17 protein-coding genes are annotated in these 21,938 nt (G+C 39.8%); 8 read left to right on the top strand and 9 right to left on the bottom strand.

Going from position 1 to position 21,938, the window contains the following annotated elements:
- Positions 1-31: 31 nt before the first annotated feature.
- The gene (locus tag BTO22_RS03890) at positions 32-583 is read right to left on the bottom strand and encodes a hypothetical protein (protein WP_105054357.1); all 552 of its coding nucleotides are present in this window, start codon (positions 581-583) and stop codon (positions 32-34) included.
- A gap of 275 nt (positions 584-858) precedes the next feature.
- Between BTO22_RS03890 and BTO22_RS03895 the strand changes: the two genes are divergently transcribed.
- Both BTO22_RS03895 and serC read left to right on the top strand, forming a co-directional pair.
- Positions 859-2,160, top strand: a complete 1,302-nt coding sequence (locus tag BTO22_RS03895; RefSeq protein ID WP_105054358.1) for a DUF945 family protein — start codon at positions 859-861, stop codon at positions 2,158-2,160.
- A gap of 209 nt (positions 2,161-2,369) precedes the next feature.
- Positions 2,370-3,452: a 3-phosphoserine/phosphohydroxythreonine transaminase gene (gene serC / locus BTO22_RS03900; protein ID WP_105054359.1), complete on the top strand. Its 1,083-nt coding sequence runs from the start codon at positions 2,370-2,372 to the stop codon at positions 3,450-3,452.
- Positions 3,453-3,618: 166 nt separating this feature from the next.
- Here the strand turns inward: serC and cydC are convergent, their stop codons facing one another.
- From cydC to ald, 4 genes are all read right to left on the bottom strand, one after another.
- The gene (gene cydC, locus BTO22_RS03905; RefSeq protein ID WP_105054360.1) at positions 3,619-5,340 is read right to left on the bottom strand and encodes a heme ABC transporter ATP-binding protein/permease CydC; all 1,722 of its coding nucleotides are present in this window, start codon (positions 5,338-5,340) and stop codon (positions 3,619-3,621) included.
- Positions 5,333-7,114 carry a heme ABC transporter permease/ATP-binding protein CydD gene (gene cydD, locus BTO22_RS03910; protein ID WP_105054361.1) on the bottom strand — a complete coding sequence of 594 codons (1,782 nt, stop codon included), beginning with the start codon at positions 7,112-7,114 and terminating at the stop codon, positions 5,333-5,335. The genes cydC and cydD overlap by 8 nt, the downstream gene beginning before the upstream one ends.
- A gap of 152 nt (positions 7,115-7,266) precedes the next feature.
- Complete coding sequence (gene trxB, locus BTO22_RS03915) at positions 7,267-8,232, bottom strand: thioredoxin-disulfide reductase (protein ID WP_105054362.1); 966 nt, start codon at positions 8,230-8,232, stop codon at positions 7,267-7,269.
- Between the two features lie 154 nt (positions 8,233-8,386).
- A complete protein-coding gene (gene ald / locus BTO22_RS03920) occupies positions 8,387-9,505 on the bottom strand; it encodes an alanine dehydrogenase (protein WP_105054363.1) in 1,119 nt (372 codons plus the stop codon).
- A gap of 156 nt (positions 9,506-9,661) precedes the next feature.
- Between ald and lrp the strand changes: the two genes are divergently transcribed.
- The 5 genes from lrp (at position 9,662) to serS (ending at position 17,148) form a co-directional block, all read left to right on the top strand.
- Positions 9,662-10,153 carry a leucine-responsive transcriptional regulator Lrp gene (lrp, locus tag BTO22_RS03925; protein WP_045101653.1) on the top strand — a complete coding sequence of 164 codons (492 nt, stop codon included), beginning with the start codon at positions 9,662-9,664 and terminating at the stop codon, positions 10,151-10,153.
- 278 nt (positions 10,154-10,431) lie between these two features.
- Positions 10,432-13,701, top strand: a complete 3,270-nt coding sequence (locus tag BTO22_RS20445; RefSeq protein ID WP_181044608.1) for a DNA translocase FtsK 4TM domain-containing protein — start codon at positions 10,432-10,434, stop codon at positions 13,699-13,701.
- 30 nt (positions 13,702-13,731) lie between these two features.
- On the top strand, positions 13,732-14,343 hold the full coding sequence (lolA, locus tag BTO22_RS03935) for an outer membrane lipoprotein chaperone LolA (RefSeq protein ID WP_105054365.1): 612 nt from the start codon (positions 13,732-13,734) through the stop codon (positions 14,341-14,343).
- Between the two features lie 29 nt (positions 14,344-14,372).
- On the top strand, positions 14,373-15,719 hold the full coding sequence (locus BTO22_RS03940; protein ID WP_061028374.1) for a replication-associated recombination protein A: 1,347 nt from the start codon (positions 14,373-14,375) through the stop codon (positions 15,717-15,719).
- 121 nt (positions 15,720-15,840) lie between these two features.
- Positions 15,841-17,148 (top strand): serine--tRNA ligase, encoded by a 1,308-nt coding sequence (gene serS / locus BTO22_RS03945; protein ID WP_061028376.1) that lies wholly within the window; start codon positions 15,841-15,843, stop codon positions 17,146-17,148.
- Positions 17,149-17,236: 88 nt separating this feature from the next.
- Here serS and trxC read toward each other — a convergent pair whose 3' ends face one another.
- Both trxC and BTO22_RS03955 read right to left on the bottom strand, forming a co-directional pair.
- Positions 17,237-17,671: a thioredoxin TrxC gene (trxC, locus tag BTO22_RS03950; RefSeq protein ID WP_105054366.1), complete on the bottom strand. Its 435-nt coding sequence runs from the start codon at positions 17,669-17,671 to the stop codon at positions 17,237-17,239.
- A 143-nt stretch (positions 17,672-17,814) separates the two neighbouring features.
- Positions 17,815-18,138 carry an HI1450 family dsDNA-mimic protein gene (locus BTO22_RS03955; protein ID WP_105054367.1) on the bottom strand — a complete coding sequence of 108 codons (324 nt, stop codon included), beginning with the start codon at positions 18,136-18,138 and terminating at the stop codon, positions 17,815-17,817.
- A gap of 183 nt (positions 18,139-18,321) precedes the next feature.
- Here BTO22_RS03955 and BTO22_RS03960 point away from each other — a divergent pair, with 183 nt between their 5' ends.
- Positions 18,322-19,626, top strand: coding sequence for an inosine/guanosine kinase (locus BTO22_RS03960; protein ID WP_105054368.1), 1,305 nt, complete (start codon positions 18,322-18,324; stop codon positions 19,624-19,626).
- A gap of 81 nt (positions 19,627-19,707) precedes the next feature.
- On the opposite strand, the gene BTO22_RS03965 is transcribed toward BTO22_RS03960, so the two are convergent.
- On the bottom strand, positions 19,708-20,583 hold the full coding sequence (locus BTO22_RS03965) for a D-hexose-6-phosphate mutarotase (protein ID WP_105054369.1): 876 nt from the start codon (positions 20,581-20,583) through the stop codon (positions 19,708-19,710).
- Positions 20,584-20,780: 197 nt separating this feature from the next.
- Positions 20,781-21,773: a type I glyceraldehyde-3-phosphate dehydrogenase gene (gene gap, locus BTO22_RS03970; protein ID WP_105054370.1), complete on the bottom strand. Its 993-nt coding sequence runs from the start codon at positions 21,771-21,773 to the stop codon at positions 20,781-20,783.
- Positions 21,774-21,938: the final 165 nt, after the last annotated feature.

The following is a 21,938-nucleotide window of genomic DNA, read 5'->3' on the forward strand; positions in this document are numbered from 1 at the left end:
GTATAACGAGGTTTTTTTTAGCTAAATTTAATTAGTACTTAAAGCGAGCTGTCAGTAACAGTTGATCGCCATAGATACCATTAAAACGACCTTCAGCACCGATAGAGAACAATTCTGTTGAGTGGAATCGGCCGTAAACAGAGAAAATAGTATCGTCATTATCTTCAATAGATAGGTAACCTACTTTACCACCAACTTCTAGTTGAGGACCTAACCATTGACGAACGCCTAAGTTAAGCTCCATACCTGTGTCATTTTTGTAGTGTTTGTTATCATCAACAACACGAAGTAGCATTTCACCTGTAATGTCAGCCCAGTTATTTACTGGAGCGTGAAAGCCTAGACCAGCAGCTAAATCGTAATCGCCATCTAGTTCTGAGTCGATAGAAGCAATAGCGTGTGCGTTAGGGTGGATTGATTTGCTAAAACCAGCACCAAATGTTGAAGGGCTAAATCCAATGCGAGCTTCAGCATAGTCATAACTAAAGTTGCTCATGATGGCATTGTTTGGATCATTATCTGCAGCCATTGATGTTGCTGAAATAAACATTAGGCTTGAAGCTAAAAGTGTCTTACGGATCATGATATTTGAAACCTATCAAAGTGAGTGCTGTAACCAAAAATATACGTCAAATACTAACAGAAATAGGTATTTTTGCTAGAAGCGAGTCTACAAAATTTGGAACAACAGCAATTAGTCAAAAAATTAACGTGCTATTTATATACTTTAATTAAGCAAAATATAAGCCAAGTTAAGTAACCTAGAGCTATTAAAGTTTGTTTATCTTATTAAATAGAGGTGTATTGATCTTATTGTCTTAGGTAAACTAATTTAAATCGTTAAAAGTGGATAATGAAATGAAAGAATTAAGAAAATATGCAGCCATTGGTGGCGCAGTTGCACTGGTTGCGTGTTGGCCGTTTGCTACAGGGAAGATAGGTGAAGCGATTTTTAAAGATGGGATTGCGTCATACAGCAACTCTATCATTGAGGTTGAGTCAATCTCATATGATCGTGGTTACTTAAGTTCGACGGCTCAAAGTCGAATTCATGTTGTTGATAAAGGCTTAAGTGAAGAGCTAAAAGAAGCGGGATACCCAACTGAAATTCTGGTTGAACATGATATATCTCATGGCTTATTCTCAATATCTTCGACGTCAACGTTTGTAAGTAAAGAAGATACATCAGAGTTTATTCAAGGTTTAACACTAACGACTGAAAGTCAATTAACTGGAACCACAAACTTATTACTAACAAGTGAAGATACTGATTTTGCAACAGATGATTTAAAAGCCCAAGGTGTTGAAAAACTCTTTTTAGCGGCGAGCCAAGTCTCTGCGACAGTTGCAAAGGATGGGCAGTTTAGTGTCTCTTACCAATTGCCTAAAACAGAATTAAGATTAGACAATCAATCTGAAATGACAATTGATAATGTTGCAGGTCAAAGTATTGGTCATTATGTGGATGACATTTTCATTGGTGAAGCGAGTGTTGGATTTAATAAATTAGTATTCAATGACATTGAAACTAAACTTAACAATGAAGTTAAAGGATTTAAATACACGAGCGTTAACCAAATTAATGAAGTAAAAGATAAAGCGGAAGAAAATACATTTACATCTAAAAATACGTTAACACTGGCAGAGGCCACAACAAGTGCTGGTGTATTAAAAGAGGGTGTATTTGATATTAGTTTTGAAAATCTAAATTATGATGCAATTCTTAAACTGGTTCCTTTGCTTCAAGAGCAAGAGTTAACAAATGAAAATATTGAACAATTGATGTTGTCATTTGATTTATTAGCAGCAAAAGGCTTTTCATTAAATATTAATGAGTTCAGTGCAAATGTGTTAGGCAGCAAAGTTGATAGTAAAGTATTAATGACATTACCAGCGGGCACTGCAAGAGCATCACAAAATGCGGATAAACTGGTTCAAACTTTACAGGGTAATGCCGAGCTCGTTATTGCGAAGAAATTAGTGGATGAAACTCCCGAGCTTCGCATGCAAATGGATGAGTTGTTAATTAATGAATTTGCAGTAGAAGACGGAGATAATTACCGTTTGTCAGCTAAAATCGCTGACGGTCAAATTGAATTGCTTAATGGGCAAAAAATGCCGTTATTTATGCTGTTGGGTTTTTTAAGTTACCTACGTTAATAGCGGATATATTAAGTTAAAGTAGCTCACTAAGGTGGGCTATTTTTTTATTTAGTGAATTAGATCACTTTCTGATTTCTTTGTAAGAGAAAAGGTGGTATTAATTTCTACACAATATTAACTAATAGCAACTTAGATAAATATTTAATCAATGATTTATCTAAGTTGATATGATTGATTTTTATAAATAGCAGGAGCCTTTGAGAAACATGGAAAAAGTATTTAACTTTTGTGCTGGTCCAGCAATGCTGCCAGCAGACGTTCTAGCCCAAGCTCAAAAGGAATTGGTGAATTGGAACGGTTTAGGCACTTCAGTGATGGAGATTAGCCACCGTAGTAAAGAATTTATTAAAGTTGCGGAAGAGTCTGAACAAGATTTACGTGATTTATTGTCGATTCCAGATAATTATAAAGTGTTGTTTTGCCAGGGTGGTGCTCGTGCTCAGTTTGCAGCAGTACCATTAAATTTATTGGGCAATAATACTAAGGCTGATTATATTGATGCTGGCTATTGGGCGCAAAGTTCAGTGACTGAAGCAAAAAAATATTGCCAACCAAATGTCATTGACGCAATTACAGAAATTGATGGTAAAAGAGCAGTAAAAGCGGCGGCAGAATGGCCATTGAGTGACGATGCTGCTTATGTGCATTTTTGCCCAAATGAAACCATTGATGGTATCGAAATTAATGATCTGCCAATAACGAATAGACCTATTGTTGCTGATATGTCTTCGACGATTTTATCTCGTCAAATTGATGTGTCTAAATATGGTGTTATTTACGCAGGAGCTCAAAAGAACATTGGTCCTGCAGGATTAACGATTGTTATTGTACGTGATGATTTACTTGATCTTGCTGCTGAAGCGCTCCCAAGTGTATTAAACTATGGTGTGTTAGCAAATCAAGAGTCTATGTTTAATACTCCTCCGACGTATGCTTGGTATTTAGCAGGTTTAGTTTTTAAATGGTTAAAACTAAACGGTGGTATTGAAGCGATGGAAGCCCGTAATCGTAAGAAAGCGGCTGCACTATATGATTACATCGATCAGTCTGATTTTTATCGTAACGAGGTTCATACGAACAACCGTTCTTTAATGAATGTTCCATTTCAACTAGCGAATTCAGAGCTAGATGCTCAGTTTCTTACATTAGCAGATGAAGCTGGGTTGAAAGCATTGAAAGGGCATCGAGTTGTCGGTGGAATGAGAGCATCTATTTATAATGCAATGCCACTAGAAGGTGTTCAAGCGTTGGTCGATTTCATGAAAGCATTTGAAGCGCAATACGCGTAAGCTTTATATTTCGATAAAATAATATTAAAAAGCCGACACTGGTAAACAGTCTCGGCTTTTTTTTGTTTTTAATTTTTATTTCAATCTAAATAATACCAATCAGAGTAAGTAAGTGATCAATCATTTACTACGATTGGTATTATATGTACTTAGTTTGATTTTTTGGTTAAAAACGCTGCCATAATTGATGGTAAGCACCATTCAGAACAAGCAATTCTTCGTGCGTACCTTGCTCGACAATCTCACCATGATCCATTAAACATATTTGGTCCATCGCTTCTAAATTTACTAGGCGATGAGTAATAAATACTACGGTTTTATGCTTAATGTGTTCATTTAATACAGTCATGATGTGCTGTTCCGTTTTCTGATCCAACCCTTCGGTTGGTTCATCTAATAAAACAATAGGGGCATCATGTAGTAGAGCTCTAGCAATACCAATTCGACGACGTTCACCACCAGAAAGTTGACGACCACCATCTCCAAGCCACGCATTTAAGCCTTCATCAACAGCTAGGTCGTACAAGCCTACTTTCTCAAGTGTTTGAGCTAGTAGTTCATCGGTGGCGGAATCATTTGCGAGCCTTAAGTTATCTCGTAAAGAACCATTAAGAATATCAACTCTTTGGCTTACGACTGACATAGCACTACGTAGACTTGATTCTTTCCATTTAGGTAATTGAACACCATCAATTGCAATAGAGCCTGATTTAGGGTCCCATTGACGAGTTAGCAATTGTAATAAGGTGGATTTACCTGAACCAGTTTGACCTACTATCGCCATTTTTTGACCTGATAGTAAATCTAATGAGACATGTTTAATAACGTCTGTTTCTGCATCTAGGTATTGGTAGTTAACATCCGAAATCGTTAAATTACCTTTGACTGTCTGAGTTACCCCATTTTCATCAAATACAGTATCAGGAGTGGCTGTGATTATTTCATTTAAGCGACGAGCAGAGCTTAGTGTTTGGCCTAAATATTGGAAAGCTCCTGCAATTGGCATTAATAACTCAAAGCTTGCCATTGTCGCAAAAGCAACCATAGCGACCATTGGATCAGGCGTCATACCAGCAATACCATCGGCAGAGATCCATAGCATTAGCAGTAATGTCCAACCGTTAGCTAGCAATAGTAAACCATTAGCTAAGCCCGTTAATGTCGCCATGTGGCGTTGATTGGAGAGCAGTGCAACTTGGGCATCAAGAATACGTTGTTGATATTGGTCTTCAGCACCAAAGATACGTAACTCTGCATTACCTTGTAGCCAATCTAATGTTTTTATACGTAAAGTGGCTTTATTTTGAGTTAATTCGGCACCATTCTTTTTACCAAGTTTATAGAAAAGTGTAGGCCAAATTAATAATAGAGAAAATAAAATTGCCCCAAGTGTTAAGCCAATAGTGACGTCAAACCAAGCAAGAAAAGCGGTTAATCCGACAATGCCCAATGTTCCAACGATAATTGGACTGATAAGGCGCAAATAGACGTGGTCCATTGCATCAACATCGGCAACAAGACGGTTTAGTAAATCTGCATCACGTAGTTTTGAAAATCGCCCCGGGATTAGCGGAATTAACTTTTTAAAGAAGAAAATACGCAACTCAGTGAGTAGCTTAAATGTCGCATTATGGCTAACAACACGCTCTCCCCATCGGCCAGCCGTTCGACCAATAGAAAAACCTCGTACTGCACCCGCAGGAAGCATGTAGTTAAAGGTTTCTCGAGCAATCGTTAACCCAGCAATGGCAGACGCTGAAATAAACCAACCAGAAATAGTCAGTAATCCAATAGAAGCAAACAAGGTAGCAAAGCTTAAGATCATGCCTAATGTTAAGCCAAACCAATGTTTCTTATATAATTTAATATAGGGTAATAAATCACGCATCAAGATCACCTTGCTTTGGTTGTTTTGCAGTTAGCATGGTTGCAAATAAGCCAGAGCCTTTAATTTCTTCAAATGAACCGGACTGAACGACTTGGCCTTTATCCATGACAAGAATCGTATCCATCGTATGAAGTTGATCTAAACGATGGCTGATCATTAATGTCGTTAGGCCTTGAGTTGCTTCATTAAGGCTTTTCATTACTAGGCGTTCACTTTTGGCGTCAAGACTTGCTGTTGGCTCATCTAATATCCATAAGCGGCCTTGCTGTAATAGGGCTCTTGCTAATGCTAGTCGTTGTGCTTGGCCAACTGATAATCCACCAGAACGATCAGATACTTGGTGTTGATAGCCAAGATCATCAATAAATTCATTAGCAAACGCTTGTTGGCTAACTAAATTTAACTGTTCTTTAGAAATATCTTGTTTACCAAGAGTGATGTTTTCTTCAATGGTTCCATGAACCAATGTTGGGTTTTGTCCAACCCAATTGATGTCTTGGTACCAAAGCTTTTTATCTAATTCAGAGAGTTCAGAACCATTGATTTTAATACTCCCTTGATAAGGTAGAAACCCAAGAATCGCATTAATTAAGCTTGTTTTACCAGCCCCGCTAGGTCCAACTAATGCGGTTTGAGATCCTTCGTGAAGATGAAAGCTAATTGGGCCAAGTAATGTTTTTCCATCATGACTTGTTACGATGAGGTCTGTAACTTCAATATCAAGTGTGGTGGATTGGGATACTTTTTGGTTTTTAGCTTCATCACTGTTTTGAATGTTGCTATCAATAGCTAAGAACTCAACAATAGATTCAGCAGCACCAACGGCTTGAGCTTTTGCGTGATAAAAAGTGCCTAAGTCACGTAATGGTTGATAAAACTCTGGTGCTAAAATGAGGATAAATAATCCTGTAAATAGCGTAACGGTGGTTCCGTAATGACCAAAATCAAGTTCACCGATAAAAGTAAAACCAAAATACACAGCCACAATAGCAATTGAGATAGAAGTGAAAAACTCTAATACCGCTGAGGATAAGAAAGCTAATCGTAATACTTCCATTGTTCGTTTACGGAAAATTTCAGAGGCACCGTGAAGGTGTTCCGTTTCTTGCGCCGTTTTATTAAATAAACGAATGGTTGTCATTGATTGTAAACGGTCGTAGAAGTGGCCAGATAAACGTTGTAATGCTTTAAAATTACGACGGTTAGCATCAGCAGCTCCCATCCCTACGAGTGCCATGAATAATGGAACCAATGGTGCGGTAAGTAAAAAGACTAGGCCTGCAGCCCAGTTTTGAGGGAAAACGACAATAAGGATGACAAATGGAATTAACACGGATAACGACATTTGAGGCAGATAGCGAGAAAAGAAATCTTGCATATCTTCGACTTGCTCTAATAATAAGGTTGCCCAAGTACCAGCAGGCTTGCCTTTAATGTATGCGGGGCCTAATTCTTGGAGTTTATTTAATATTAATTGGCGGATATGAATACGAATATGTTCGCCGCAACGATAACCTGCAATCTCACGTCCCCAACTGCAAGCCGCTCGGATCCCGACAATGACAAGAATGGCTACGAAATGTGAGAGAAGGTCGTATTTATCAACTTGCTCAATAATTAATTGATGCAAGATATCAGCAAGCAATGCAGCTTGTATAATAAGGAAAATACTAGAAAGGAAGCCAAGCCCGATAGAGAGGGTTAGCCATTTTTTTGCAAGCTTACTTTGGCCCTTGAGCCATTGTCCTAACTCGCGCTGTTGATTTTTATCCATAATATGAAGGCTTACGTTTTGTATTATTTTACATACGTACAGTATCTATTTTAATAATTAGAATATAAGAAACCATATGTACATCAGTAAAATAAGATGAGCAAAAGAAACCCGAAGTATTCGCTTCGGGTTTAACGTTAACGGTAGATAGTTTAACTTTCTTTTGCTTCTAACGCATCTAAAAAGCGCTCTGCATCTAATGCAGCCATACAACCTGTACCTGCAGAGGTAATTGCTTGACGATAATTATGGTCCATAACGTCTCCCGCAGCGAAGATACCTTCAATACTAGTTTGAGTCGCATTGCCTTCAAGGCCTGATTTCACCTTAATGTAGCCATTCTCCATATCAAGTTGACCGTTGAAAATAGCGGTATTTGGTTGATGACCAATAGCAATGAATGCGCCCATCACTTCTAAATTTTCAGTGGCATCAGATTTTGTGTCTTTTAATCGAACACCAGTAACACCCATTTCATCACCTAGCACTTCATCTAGCGTACGGTCGGTATGTAGGATGATATTGCCGTTTTTAACTTTATCCATTAAACGGTCAATGAGGATCTTTTCAGATCGGAAGGTATCACGACGGTGAATTAGGTGAACTTCAGCGGCGATGTTTGATAAATAGAGAGCTTCTTCAACAGCGGTATTACCACCGCCGATAACGGCAACTTTTTGATTGCGGTAAAAGAAACCATCACAGGTAGCACAAGCAGAAACGCCACGACCTTTAAATGCTTCTTCAGATTCTAAACCTAGGTATTTTGCAGAAGCACCCGTTGAAATGATTAACGCATCGCAAGTGTATTCAGCTGAATCGCCTTTTAAGCGAAAAGGACGCTGACTAAAATCAGTTTCATTGATATGGTCGAAAATCATTTCAGTATTGAAACGTTCAGCGTGTGCTTTCATTTCTTCCATTAAACCTGGGCCAGTCATATCTGCAGCGCCACCAGGCCAGTTTTCAACTTCTGTTGTTGTCGTTAATTGTCCACCTTGTTGCATACCCGTGATCATCACTGGGTTTAAATTTGCTCGTGCAGCATACACAGCAGCAGTATAGCCTGCAGGGCCAGAGCCAAGGATCAATAATTTAGAATGCTTAACGTTGCTCATAGGATCTCCGAGCTAAAATCAAAAAAAAGAAAGTAGGGTGAGAACAAGAAGCGTTCATCATCCTCAGTGTGGGATGATTGTAGGGAATTTATTAACGTAAAGAAAGGGCACCGCGATGGGGGCCCTAAAATGATTTTGTTATAGGATATGTATTTTAAGCAGTTAGTGCGGTTTCTGGAGTGACATATTCTAAATCAAAACTCTCAGCGACTTCTTTGCAAGTTACTTTTCCGTGAATCACATTTAAGCCATCAAGGAAACCTTTGTCTTCAAGAAGAGCAACTTTGTAACCTTTGTCTGCTAATTTAATAATATACGGAAGTGTCGCATTATTGAGAGCAAATGTTGAGGTGCGAGCAACTGCGCCTGGCATATTTGCTACGCAGTAATGAACAACGTCATCAACAATATAAGTAGGATCTGCATGTGTTGTTGCATGAGAGGTCTCAAAACAACCACCTTGGTCGATGGCAACATCAACAACAGCAGCACCTGGTTTCATGCGTTTAATGTGGTTAGCGGTAACCAGTTTAGGAGCTGCAGCTCCCGGGATAAGAACAGCACCAATAACAAGGTCAGCTTCTAATACATGTTTCTCTATTGCGTCTACCGTTGAATAAACGACTTTTGCGCGACCTTGGAATTCTTCATCAAGTGCGCGTAGTGTATCGATGTTACGGTCTAAAATCGTTACATCAGCACGCATGCCTACTGCCATACGTGCAGCATTAGCACCCACAACACCACCACCGACAACCACCACTTTTGCTGGTTCAACACCGGGTACACCACCAAGAAGTAAGCCTCGGCCACCGTTTGATTTTTCAAGAGTTTGAGCGCCTGCTTGAATAGACATACGGCCTGCAACTTCAGACATTGGTGCTAATAGTGGCAGACGACCCATATAATCTGTTACAGTCTCATATGCGATGCAGACTGCTTTACTCTTGATTAGGTCTTCTGTTTGTGGAAAATCTGGTGCAAGATGTAAATACGTGAATAAAATTTGCCCTTCGCGGAGCATTGCACGCTCAACTGCTTGCGGTTCTTTAACTTTGACTATCATATCAGCTTGAGAAAAAACGTCTTCAGCTGTAGGAAGAATGGATGCGCCTACCGCGATATAATCATCGTCGGTAAAACCAATGCCTAAACCCGCTTTTGTTTCGACAAAAACGTTATGGCCATGAGATATTAATTCTCGAACACTTGCTGGGATCATACCAACGCGGTATTCGTGATTTTTTATTTCTTTAGGTACTCCAATGATCATCCTGATTTCCTTGTATGTTATAGTTATTTTGACTGCTTGTAGGGTTTTTGTTTCGAGTTTTTATCTAGTATAGATTGTAATTGGCAAAATTTGATGCTAAATATTAAAAAGTTGTAGTATATTTTTTTGCAAGGAAGTAATAAGGTGGAATAAAAAATGGTAGATAATAAGAAACCATCCAAGGAACTGGATCGTATCGATCGCAATATTTTGAATGAGCTCCAAAAAGACGGACGAATTTCGAATGTTGAATTATCTAAAAGAGTCGGTTTGTCGCCAACTCCATGTTTAGAACGTGTTCGTCGTTTAGAACGTCAAGGGTACATCAATGGTTATACAGCCTTGTTGAACCCGCAATATCTTGATGCATCACTCCTCGTTTTCGTTGAGATCACTCTTAATCGTGGTGCTCCAGATGTATTTGAGCAATTTAATACGGCGGTACAACTATTAGATGATATTCAAGAGTGTCACCTTGTTTCAGGTGATTTTGATTATCTTTTAAAGACTCGTGTATCAGATATGAGTGCTTATCGTCGATTGCTTGGTGATACACTATTACGTCTTCCTGGGGTAAACGACACTCGTACGTATGTCGTTATGGAAGAAGTAAAGCAAACCAATCATTTAGTGATTAAAACTCGCTAATTGAATCAAGGTTGTAAATTTAGAGAATTTTCTTTTTTTAATTTACAAAATCTTGAAGTGCTTAAAGGCTATTAGGTATATTCTATCTATTACGCCTTTAAGTAATGACGAGCGGCGTTATGCCGCTCGACTTGTTTTTAATTTCTACAGATTTAGTGATCCTTACTTTTTTCTCTTCGAATGCATTTATCATTAAAGAGGGATGACTAAATCTAAGCACAGTAACATTGGATAGTATTTTGTTTACAAAGATTAAAGAAAAAATCGCTGAAAGAAAGATGCAGCTAACAACGTTAAAAGTAGAGTCGGTTGCCGAACCTGAAAAAGCAAGACTTAATGGTAATCAACGTTTACAAGAGGCGCTGTTTATTGTTGGCTTACTTACTACTATTTTTATTACCATTTCCTTATTTAGTTTTGACCCTGCAGACCCATCTTGGACACAAACTGCGTGGGCCGGAACGGTGCAGAATGCAGGTGGTTCTTTTGGGGCATGGATAGCTGACACTCTTTTCTTTTCTTTTGGCTCTCTAGCTTACTTATTGCCTATTATTCTTTTAGGCAGTACATGGATTACTTTTCGTAAAAAAGACGAAGACCAAGAGACTGAACTCGATTTGATGATGATTGGAACACGTATTCTTGGTTTGTTGATCTTATTCCTAACCAGTTGTGCACTTGCTGATATCAACTTTGATGATCTTTGGTACTTCTCTTCTGGTGGAGTTGTGGGTGATGTACTTACTAGTATTACCACGCCTGTTCTTAATTTATTAGGCTCGACTCTTATCTTCATGTTTTTATGGGGAGCAGGATTAACACTATTTACCGGGGTTTCTTGGCTAACGATTGTTGATAATTTAGGTGGGTTTGTTTTAGAAATAACTAGGAAATGTGTTAATAAATTAAGAAAAACTGAAGATGAAACCTATCAAGTTGAAGATGAGGTAGAGCATAAGAAAGCACCTACTAATGCTGCTTCGGCTTTTGAAACTGCGGAAAATGAGCAGTCAGAGATTAATGCTGATCCATTTGAAACACCAAAGATTTCTTCTCGTGAGTTATCAATGTTTGCCAATACACCAGATGCAGAACAAGATAACTATACACGTTCGTTTGAAACGAATGACCATTATACAGATGATCCTCTATTTTCAGCGCCTAGTACGAATATGGATTTTGTACAAACGCAAGAACCAGAATTTAATGATACGCCTTTGGCAGTAGAAGAGTCGCCATCGATAGAAAACCCTCAAGAGTTAAGCAGTCAACCAACGGCTTCAATTGTCTTAAAAGAAATTGCAGAACCGGAACAGCTAGAAGATGGCATTGACTTGGCAATGCGAAGTAATGCGACAATTGCAGAACTTGATACTGAAGCTTTAGATCAAGACCCTTTATTAAGTCAGGTTGATGCAGAGCACGCTTTTGTACATACATCGACTGTAGCGGCAGTAAGCTCAAGTGCAATGGCTGTGGGCGCTGAAGACATCAGTGTTATTGATATGCCTGAGCTTGTTGACTCTTCTGAGGATACATTAGCGGCAGAGAACCTTGAATCATTAAGCTCGCAATACAATGAACAACAGAGTAATCAATATGAAGAGCAACGTTCTGATGTTGTGATTGAACCGTTTGTTGAAGAAACTACGGTAACAATGCCTTCAATTGGCGATGAAGAGAAAACCTATTTATCTCCTGAACTGGAGTCACTGGTTAACAGTTCAGAGCAAGAAACGATTAGTCCTGTAGAAGAAGTACCGGTATCGACGTTTAATGCCATCGAGGAAGAGGTTGAACTTGAAAATGTTGATGAATTGCATATTAGTGCGGTTGACTCTTCTTTTGATGAAGAAGAAACTCAAGAAATAAAAGAAATCCCTGTCGTCAATGATGTTGTGATTGAAGAGGTTCTTGTTGAAGATGAGCCTACGCATTCAGATGCGGATATTGCTGCGTTCCAAGCTTTAGTCGTCAAAGAAAAGGCAACGCAAGCGGCACTGCAGAATCCGTTCTTAGTTAACTCTGAGCCTAATCTACCAAAACCAACTGCGCCGATGCCAACGTTAGATTTGTTATTTGCTCCAGATAGCCGTGCAGAAATGGAATCTCGAGAATCATTAGAGCATACCGCTCGTTTAGTTGAAGCAAAACTGGCTGATTACAAAATTAAAGCGCGAGTGGTGGATATTTTCCCTGGCCCTGTGATTACTCGTTTTGAATTAGATTTAGCACCTGGTGTTAAGGTAAGCCGTATCTCAGGCCTTGCAACCGATTTAGCGCGTTCTTTATCTGCGATGGCGGTACGTGTTGTTGAAGTGATTCCGGGTAAGCCTTATGTAGGCCTAGAGTTACCTAACTTTAATCGTCAAACGGTATTTTTCTCTGATGTGGTTGGCAGTGATACATTTAAAAATGCAAAATCGCCAACAACCGTCGTTATGGGGCTTGATATTGCCGGTGAAGCGGTTATTGCTGATTTAGCTAAAATGCCTCACGTACTGGTTGCTGGTACTACCGGCTCTGGTAAGTCGGTTGGTGTAAACGTCATGATTTTGAGTGTGTTGTATAAAGCAACCCCAGAAGATGTACGTTTTATCATGATCGATCCAAAAATGTTGGAACTTTCTATCTATGAAGGAATCCCACATCTATTGACTGAAGTTGTCACTGACATGAAAGACGCGGGTAATGCATTGCGTTGGTGTGTTGGTGAAATGGAACGTCGTTATAAATTAATGTCAGCGTTAGGGGTTCGTAACCTACAAGGCTTTAATGATAAATTGAAAATGGCAGCAGCAGCAGGGCACCCAATCCATGATCCATTATGGAAACCGGGTGACAGCATGGATGAGATGCCACCATTGTTAGAAAAACTGCCATCTATCATTGTTATCGTCGATGAATTTGCTGATTTGATGATGGTTGTTGGTAAGAAAGTAGAAGAACTGATTGCTCGTTTGGCTCAAAAAGCTCGTGCGGCAGGTATTCACTTAATATTAGCAACACAGCGTCCATCGGTGGATGTTATTACGGGTTTGATTAAAGCGAACATTCCAACACGTGTCGCGTTTACGGTATCAACGAAAACTGACTCAAGAACCATTCTTGACCAAGGTGGTGCGGAATCACTACTCGGTATGGGTGATATGTTGTATTTAGCACCAGGATCTAACCATACCGTTCGTGTTCACGGTGCTTTTGCATCTGATGATGATGTACATGCAGTGGTTAATGATTGGAAAGCGCGTGGTCGTCCAAATTACATTGAAGCGATTACTAAGAGTGAGCAAGGCGCTGAATCTTTGCTTCCAGGTGAAAAATCAGACAGTGAAGAAGAGCTTGATCAACTGTTTGATCAAGTGGTTGAGTTTGTAACGACCTCTAGAAGAGGTTCTGTTTCAGGTGTTCAACGACAATTTAGAATTGGTTATAACCGTGCAGCTCGAATTGTTGAGCAGCTAGAAGCTCACGGTATTGTTAGTACTCCGGGCCATAATGGTAACCGTGAAGTAATTGCCCCGCCTCCAGTAGGCAGTGGCGATTAATCCTCTCTTTTAGATAAGCGATAATTAATAATGAAAAAGTTTTTGATTTCTTTGTGTTTATTAAGTTCAGGTATGTTTAGTGCGACAGTGTTCGCTTCACCTCAAAGTGAATTAACAGGGCGTTTAAATCAGAATGCAGGCTTTGAAGCTGATTTTACTCAGAAAGTAGTGAGCCCAGAGGGTGATGTATTAATGCAAGGTGAGGGAGATGTAAAAATATTACGTCCTAATTTATTTCGCTGGCATACACAAACACCTGATAAAAATCTGTTAGTTACTGATGGTGAAACATTGTGGTATTACAACCCATTTGTCGAACAAGTGACACTGATGGGGCTAGACAAAGCAACGACACAAACGCCATTTGTTTTGTTAACTCGTAATAAAGCGTCTGACTGGGATAACTATTCAGTTACTCAAAATGGTGATGCATTTACGGTTTCACCTAAAGCTGACTCTGCAATTAAAAGCGAATTCATTGTACGTATTCAAGCATCAGGTGAAGTGACAGGTTTCTCTGTCGTTGAGCAAGATGGACAACGCAGTGATTTTAGCTTCTCAAAATTTGAAGCAAAAAAACCAGCACAGGATAATTTTAGCTTTACGGTCCCTGCGGGTGTTGATATTGACGATCAACGTTAATAGATGCCTAAGCAACTAAAAGGATAAACGTGAGTAATTTTAGTTTAGATTTTTCAGCAGGGGACGATTTTCGTCCCCTTGCTGCTAGAATGCGCCCTCAAAATATTGAGCAATATATTGGTCAACAACATCTATTAGGTGTTGGTAAGCCGTTGCGCCGTGCACTTGAGGCGGGTCAAATCCATTCTATGATTTTATGGGGCCCTCCTGGCACTGGTAAAACAACATTGGCTGAAGTTGCAGCGAATTATACTAATGCAGAAGTGGAGCGAGTATCGGCTGTCACTTCTGGTGTGAAAGACATTCGTGCTGCAATAGAAAAAGCGAAAGAGAATCAAACTACAGGCCGAAGAACCATCATGTTTGTGGATGAGGTCCATCGTTTTAATAAAAGTCAGCAAGATGCTTTTTTACCACATATCGAAGATGGCACGATCACCTTTATTGGTGCAACGACTGAGAATCCTTCTTTTGAACTTAATAACGCCTTGCTATCGCGTGCACGAGTATACAAATTAAAGTCATTAGAAAAGCAAGATATCGTTCAGGTTATTGATCAGGCGCTTTTAGATAAAGATCGTGGCTTAAACGATGATAATTTTGTACTTCCTGATGATGTGAAATTACAGCTAGCAGATTTAGTCTCGGGTGATGCTCGTATGTCACTCAATTATCTTGAGCTTCTGCATGACATGGCAGAAGAAGATCATGATGGTAAGAAAGTGGTGGATTTGCCTTTATTAGCGGAAGTAGCAGGTGAAAAACTGGCGCGCTTCGATAATAAAGGGGATATGTGGTACGACTTAATCTCAGCGGTTCATAAATCAATTCGTGGTTCTAATCCTGATGCGGCTTTGTATTGGACTGCGCGTATTATTGCCGCTGGTGGTGACCCTTTGTATGTTGCTCGTCGTTTATTGGCTATTGCTTCTGAAGATATTGGTAATGCTGATCCAAGAGCAATGGAAATAGCGATGAATGCGTGGGATTGCTTTACTCGCATTGGTCCTGCTGAAGGCGAAAGAGCGATTGCTCAAGCGGTGGTTTATTTGGCATGTGCTCCTAAAAGTAATGCTGTTTATACCGCGTGGAAACAAGCACAAATGGACGCGATTAACTCACCAGATTACGACGTACCAAACCATTTACGTAATGCGCCTACGTCATTAATGAAAGATATGGGGTATGGTGCAGACTATCGTTATGCTCATGATGAGCCAAATGCGTATGCATCTGGTGAGAATTATTTTCCACCAGAAATGCAGGATCGTAAGTACTACTTTCCAACAAAACGTGGCTTAGAAACCAAAATTAGCGAAAAGCTAGAATATTTAGCCCAATTAGATCAAAACAGCACCTTAAAACGCTACCAATAAAAGGCCATTTTCGGTATCTTATTCGAATCGCAATTTGGAACTGAAAATTGCATAAAATTTTATTACTCAGTGTGTTCTGTATTATTTGAATACACAATGACCATAAGGCATAGGATTACAAATGCTTGATTCAAAATTACTTCGTACAGAGCTGGATGAAACAGCAGAGAAACTGGCACGTCGTGGCTTTAAGCTAGACGTAGAGACACTTCGCAATCTTGAAGAACAACGTAAGTCCCTTCAAGTTAAAACTGAAGAGCTTCAAGCGCAGCGTAATTCCCGTTCGAAGTCCATTGGTCAAGCAAAAGCGAAGGGCGATCACGAAGAAGCAGATCGCATTATGGCTGACGTTGCAAACCTAGGCTCTGAATTAGATGAAGCAAAAGTAGCACTTGCAGATCTTCAACAACAAATCGAAACTATCGCTTTGTCTGTTCCAAATATTCCTGATGATTCAGTACCGTTTGGTAAAGATGAAGAAGAAAACGTAGAAGTATTGCGTTGGGGTAACCCTCTAGCGTATGACTTTGAAGTAAAAGATCATGTTGAGCTTGGTGAAATGGCTGATGGCCTTGATTTTGCGAGCGCAGTTAAAATCTCTGGTTCTCGTTTTATCGTAATGAAAGGTCAATTTGCGCGTCTTCACCGTGCACTTTCACAATTCATGCTTGATCTTCATACAGAAGAACACGGTTACATGGAAATGTACGTACCTTACTTAGTAAACCACGATAGCCTATATGGTACGGGTCAATTACCTAAGTTTGGTGAAGATCTATTCCACACAAGCCCATTAACAGAGCAAGTGAGTGATGTTCCTCTTAAGATGTTATCACTTATCCCAACAGCTGAAGTTCCAGTAACAAACATGGTTCGTGACACAATTACTGAAGAAGCTGATTTACCTCTGAAAATGACGGCTCACACACCATGTTTCCGTTCTGAAGCGGGTTCTTACGGTCGTGATACTCGTGGCCTTATCCGTATGCACCAATTCGACAAAGTTGAATTAGTTCAAATTACGAAACCAGAAGATTCAATGGCAGCGCTTGAAGAGCTAACAGGCCATGCTGAGAAAGTACTTCAACTTCTAGAGCTTCCATACCGTAAAGTAGTGCTTTGTACAGGTGATATGGGCTTCGGTTCTCGTAAAACTTACGATTTAGAAGTATGGGTTCCAGCACAAGAAACGTACCGTGAGATCTCTTCTTGTTCAAACATGTGGGATTTCCAAGCTCGTCGTATGCAAGCGCGTTTCCGTCGTCAAGGTGAGAAGAAGCCAGAACTAGTTCACACACTGAACGGTTCAGGTCTTGCTGTAGGTCGTACAATGGTTGCGATTTTAGAGAACTTCCAACAAGCTGACGGTAAGATTGCTATCCCAGAAGTACTACGTAAGTACATGAACGGTGTAGAATTCATCGGTTAATCTGTTTTTAAATAGATAGAAATTAAAAGCCCCTTTATTGGTTATCCAGTAAAGGGGCTTTTTTGATCTTAGTATTTATATAGCTGTACTATTTCGTTAATGCTTGATTCAACCACTGATCAAATTGACCTTTTGGTAATGCACCATTAATCATATCTACACGTTGGCCGTTCTTAAAGACCATGATCGTAGGGATAGAGCGGATCTGATATTGTGCGGCAATTTGTTGTTGGGCTTCCGTATTTACTTTTACACAGCGAATTTGGCCATTGCGTTCGGCAGCAACGTCTTCAAATACCGGAGAAAATCCAACGCATGGATTACACCACGGGGCCCAGAAGTCGATAACAACAGGTTTATCACTATTCATTAAAGCAGCAAGATTATCAGTGGTACCTTCTAGCGGCTTTCCATCTAATAGGTGTTCTTTACAGCGACCACAAGTAGGTGTGTCATTAATGCGTTCAATAGGAAGGCGGTTGAGTCCATTGCATGATGGGCATCTAGATTGAAATTGAGACATGGTATTCCTTTATTATTTTCTGCAATAAGCAGTTTGTGAGCATAAAGAAATAATGGGGGTGTAAAGTAAGAGATTCAATGAGAGAGGATAATAAAAAAGGAGCAAATGATAGCTCCTTAGTATGTTAAAGATGAACGATAAAATTAATCACGTTTCCATAACATGTGGCAGAACTTGTGTTCAGGATCACGGCTGACTAGCATACGAGCAAATACATCATCCAATACGTCTGATTCTTCATTGACCAAGCCAATGAGAACTTCCGCGTATACTTCGCCATCAACTTCAAAGCCAACGTGCCCAGCCCAATCATCACGAGTATCAACAACTTCAGCAGCGCCGCGATCATCAAATTGTAGAGTAAATAATGCAACATCAGCCGGTTCAAGATTGTCTTGAGCCATTTCAAGGAAAATATCGTAAGCGACTTCGATTACGTCATCATAGCTAATTAGTTCAGTTGTCATGGTGATTACCTTTAAAAAATACGCCCATAAATTATCACGAATGTCCTCTATAAGGCTAGAGCTATCAACAAATAGAAAGAGCAAACGTTTGCCTTTCGTTGGGGCTAATATCAGTAGTTGCGGCAGAGTTATTGAGCGGCTAAACTTCGCACTTCTTCCATTAGCCAGTTGAATGATTATTTTATGAAATTTCCAGGTCAGCGTAAATCCAAGCATTATTTCCCAGTTCACGCTCGTGATCCATTAGTTAGCCAAGCTCAAGAAACCAAAAAAATGTCGCGTACGCACATTATTGGTATTGATCAAACGTTAGTGGATATTGAAGCTCGAATTGATGATGCTTTTATTGAAAAGTATGGCTTGAGTAAAGGACACTCTCTGGTTATCGATAATGATAAAGCGGAAATGCTTTATAACGAGCTTAAAGATAACAATATGATCACCAACGAGTTCGCTGGTGGTACGATTGGTAATACACTTCACAACTATTCAGTATTGGCTGATGATAAATCAACTCTGTTAGGTGTGATGAGTGAAGACATTCATATTGGTAGCTACTCATATCGTTACCTATGTAATACGTCTAGCCGTATGGATTTGAATTATCTTCAACCGGTCCCGGGCGCAATTGGCCGTTGTTTTGCTCTTATCAGCCAAGACGGTGAACGTACGTTTGCGATCAGTGAAGGCGATATGAATCAACTTCGTGCAGAAAGTATTCCTGAAAAGATTTTCAAAAATGCATCAGCACTTGTATTAACTGCTTACTTAGTTCGCTGTAAAGATGGTGACCCAATGCCAGCTGCGACCATGAAAGCGATTGAGTACGCTAAAAAATACGATGTACCAGTGGTATTAACGATGGGAACTAAGTTTGTTGTTCAAGATGATCCACAATACTGGCGTGACTTTTTAAATGATCATGTAACTGTTGTTGCAATGAATGAAGAGGAAGGTGAGGCGCTTACTGGTGCTTCAGATCCCCTACAAGCAGCAGATAAAGCACTTGAGTGGGTTGATCTTGTATTATGTACTGCGGGCCCTGTAGGCCTTTATATGGCAGGTTATACAGAGGATGAAGCGAAGCGTGAGACTTCATTGCCATTACTTCCTGGTACGATCCCAGAATTCAACCAATTTGAGTTTAGTCGTCCTGCGATTAAAGACAGCTGTGAAAATCCAATGAAGGTGTATTCTCATATTTCACCATACATGGGTGGACCAGAGAAAATTAAGAACACCAATGGAGCTGGTGATGGCGCTTTATCTGCGTTATTGCATGATATGGCAGCAAATCATTACCACCGTAATAATGTGCCTAATTCAAGCAAGCACCAGCACTCTTACTTAACATACTCTTCGTTCTCTCAAGTATGTAAGTATTCGAACCGTGTAAGCTTTGAAGTATTAGCGCAGCATTCACCACGTTTGTCTCGTGGTTTACCTGAACGTGAAGATTCATTAGAAGAGTCATACTGGGAAAGATAATTTCAGTATCTACTTATTATAAGAATTGATGATATAAAAAACGGAAGCCTAAGTGCTTCCGTTTTTATTTGTAGTTTAAGGTTAAGCCTTAATTGTAGTCGTTAATAGGAACGACTCATCCGGTGGGATAACCTTAGCTGTTTCTAGGCTTGTTGCATGATACGTTGATTCAACACACACCATCGTTTGATAACCATCATTATTCATGTCACCCATAGATTCAGCGCCTTCACCCCACGGATTCCAGATAACCGCTGCATTGTGTCCAGCATTAGTGATAGATAGCGTACGTTGTGTATCTGAGATTAGAACTGTATTTTCTGGTTGGGTGTAAACACGGTCAATAGCGGCATCAATAAATAGCGTATCGCCGCCAGAGCATACTTTAGCTTCCTGTAAGCCATCAATATAGCTTGAACCCATACCAGTAATTGTTGTGGTGTTAATATCTGAAATATTTAGGTATGTGTGCAATGCACCTGAGCAGTTCCACGCTTTATCATCTGTATTTTTCGCATCTAGAGTAATAAGTAACTCATCGCCAATTTCGACAGTCAAGCGAGCCTCAAACTCAAAAGGCCAAATAGCTTTGGTTTCTTCTGATGCTTTTAAACCAAGAACCACAATAACGCCGTTATCATTTTCACGATGCTCAATTAGTGACCAAGTGCTATTGCGAGCAAAGCCATGAGCAGGATCTGCAATGCGACCAAACCAAGGCCAACAAACAGGAACACCGCCACGAATTGCTTTCTCTGGGTTAAAAATAGCTTCTTTACTCATCCAAATAAGGTTTTCTTGGCCTTTTGGAGTGAAAGATAAAACATGGCCACCATGCAAAGAGATCGCTGCCTCTGCTTTTTCATGGATGATGCGTACAATCTTAATGTCATCAAGTTGAGCAATAGTAACACTATCAGATAACACACTGATTGTTGGAAGGTGAGTAATGTTCATAGGTAACTCCTAAAATGATAAATACATATTCTTTTTTCAGGCAGAAGAGCGGAATAATGGCCTAGAAAAAGAATAGATACTTATTGGGGGGGAGACTAAATAACAGATACAAAAAAGGCGACAATAAAGTCGCCTTTCATTCTTAAAAGATACTAAAATCTTTTAAGTTAGCTTTCAAAGAAAGTCTAAACTAATGCTTACTTAGAAACGTGAGCGATTAGGTCAAGAACTTTGTTTGAGTAACCGATTTCGTTGTCGTACCAAGATACAAGCTTAACGAATTTGTCAGTTAGAGCAACACCAGCTGCAGCATCAAATACTGAAGTTTGTGTTTCGCCGATGAAGTCTTGAGAAACAACAGCTTCGTCTGTGTAGCCTAGAACGCCAGCGTATTCGTTTTCAGAAGCACGCTTCATTTCAGCACAGATTTCTTCGTAAGTTGCAGCAGTTTTTAGGTTAACAGTAAGGTCAACAACAGAAACGTTTGCAGTTGGTACGCGGAAAGCCATACCAGTTAGAAGGCCGTTAAGCTCAGGAATTACTTTACCTACTGCTTTAGCTGCACCAGTTGAAGATGGGATGATGTTTTGAGAAGCACCACGGCCACCACGCCAGTCTTTCGCAGAAGGACCATCTACAGTTTTTTGAGTCGCTGTAGTTGCGTGAACTGTAGTCATAAGACCAGATTCAATGCCCCACTTGTCGTTAAGTACTTTAGCCATTGGCGCAAGACAGTTAGTAGTACAAGAAGCGTTAGAAACGATATCTTGACCAGCGTAATCTGCAGCGTTAACGCCCATAACGAACATTGGAACGTCACCAGAAGGACCAGTAAGAACTACTTTCTTAGCGCCAGCTGTGATGTGTTTACGAGCAGTTTCGTCAGTAAGGAAAAGACCAGTTGCTTCAGCAACAACGTCAACGTTGATTGCATCCCACTTAAGATCTTCTGGGTTACGTTCAGCAGTTACACGTACTGTGTTACCATTTACTACTAGGTTACCGTCAACTACTTCAACTGTACCGTTGAAACGACCGTGAGTTGAGTCGTACTTAAGCATGTAAGCCATGTATTCAACGTCGATAAGGTCGTTGATACCAACAACTTCGATGTCGTTGCGCTCTACAGATGCACGGAAAACAAAACGTCCAATACGGCCAAAACCGTTAATACCTACTTTGATAGTCATTATATGTTGCTCCACAACTTAAATTTGATTTTCAGGTTTAAATTAACTGGTAGTAAAATTACAAAATCCTGAGCCAACCTGCAAGCGAAAATGCCATTTATCTTGTTTAAAATCAAAAAAAACACCTTATTCTGTTAACATAAAGAAAAAATCTTACGTAATTTA

It is taken from the genome of Aliivibrio sifiae, from assembly GCF_002954705.1.
GTDB classification, from domain to species: Bacteria; Pseudomonadota; Gammaproteobacteria; order Enterobacterales; family Vibrionaceae; genus Aliivibrio; species Aliivibrio sifiae_A.

What these genes read in the sequence shown, in the direction of transcription:
- BTO22_RS03890 (WP_105054357.1), bottom strand. Translation starts at nt 583, where the DNA reads ATGATCCGTAAGACACTTTTAGCTTCAAGCCTAATGTTTATTTCAGCA.
- BTO22_RS03895 (WP_105054358.1), top strand. Translation starts at nt 859, where the DNA reads ATGAAAGAATTAAGAAAATATGCAGCCATTGGTGGCGCAGTTGCACTG.
- serC (WP_105054359.1), top strand. Translation starts at nt 2,370, where the DNA reads ATGGAAAAAGTATTTAACTTTTGTGCTGGTCCAGCAATGCTGCCAGCA.
- cydC (WP_105054360.1), bottom strand. Translation starts at nt 5,340, where the DNA reads ATGCGTGATTTATTACCCTATATTAAATTATATAAGAAACATTGGTTT.
- cydD (WP_105054361.1), bottom strand. Translation starts at nt 7,114, where the DNA reads ATGGATAAAAATCAACAGCGCGAGTTAGGACAATGGCTCAAGGGCCAA.
- trxB (WP_105054362.1), bottom strand. Translation starts at nt 8,232, where the DNA reads ATGAGCAACGTTAAGCATTCTAAATTATTGATCCTTGGCTCTGGCCCT.
- ald (WP_105054363.1), bottom strand. Translation starts at nt 9,505, where the DNA reads ATGATCATTGGAGTACCTAAAGAAATAAAAAATCACGAATACCGCGTT.
- lrp (WP_045101653.1), top strand. Translation starts at nt 9,662, where the DNA reads ATGGTAGATAATAAGAAACCATCCAAGGAACTGGATCGTATCGATCGC.
- BTO22_RS20445 (WP_181044608.1), top strand. Translation starts at nt 10,432, where the DNA reads ATGCAGCTAACAACGTTAAAAGTAGAGTCGGTTGCCGAACCTGAAAAA.
- lolA (WP_105054365.1), top strand. Translation starts at nt 13,732, where the DNA reads ATGAAAAAGTTTTTGATTTCTTTGTGTTTATTAAGTTCAGGTATGTTT.
- serS (WP_061028376.1), top strand. Translation starts at nt 15,841, where the DNA reads ATGCTTGATTCAAAATTACTTCGTACAGAGCTGGATGAAACAGCAGAG.
- trxC (WP_105054366.1), bottom strand. Translation starts at nt 17,671, where the DNA reads ATGTCTCAATTTCAATCTAGATGCCCATCATGCAATGGACTCAACCGC.
- BTO22_RS03955 (WP_105054367.1), bottom strand. Translation starts at nt 18,138, where the DNA reads ATGACAACTGAACTAATTAGCTATGATGACGTAATCGAAGTCGCTTAC.
- BTO22_RS03960 (WP_105054368.1), top strand. Translation starts at nt 18,322, where the DNA reads ATGAAATTTCCAGGTCAGCGTAAATCCAAGCATTATTTCCCAGTTCAC.
- BTO22_RS03965 (WP_105054369.1), bottom strand. Translation starts at nt 20,583, where the DNA reads ATGAACATTACTCACCTTCCAACAATCAGTGTGTTATCTGATAGTGTT.
- gap (WP_105054370.1), bottom strand. Translation starts at nt 21,773, where the DNA reads ATGACTATCAAAGTAGGTATTAACGGTTTTGGCCGTATTGGACGTTTT.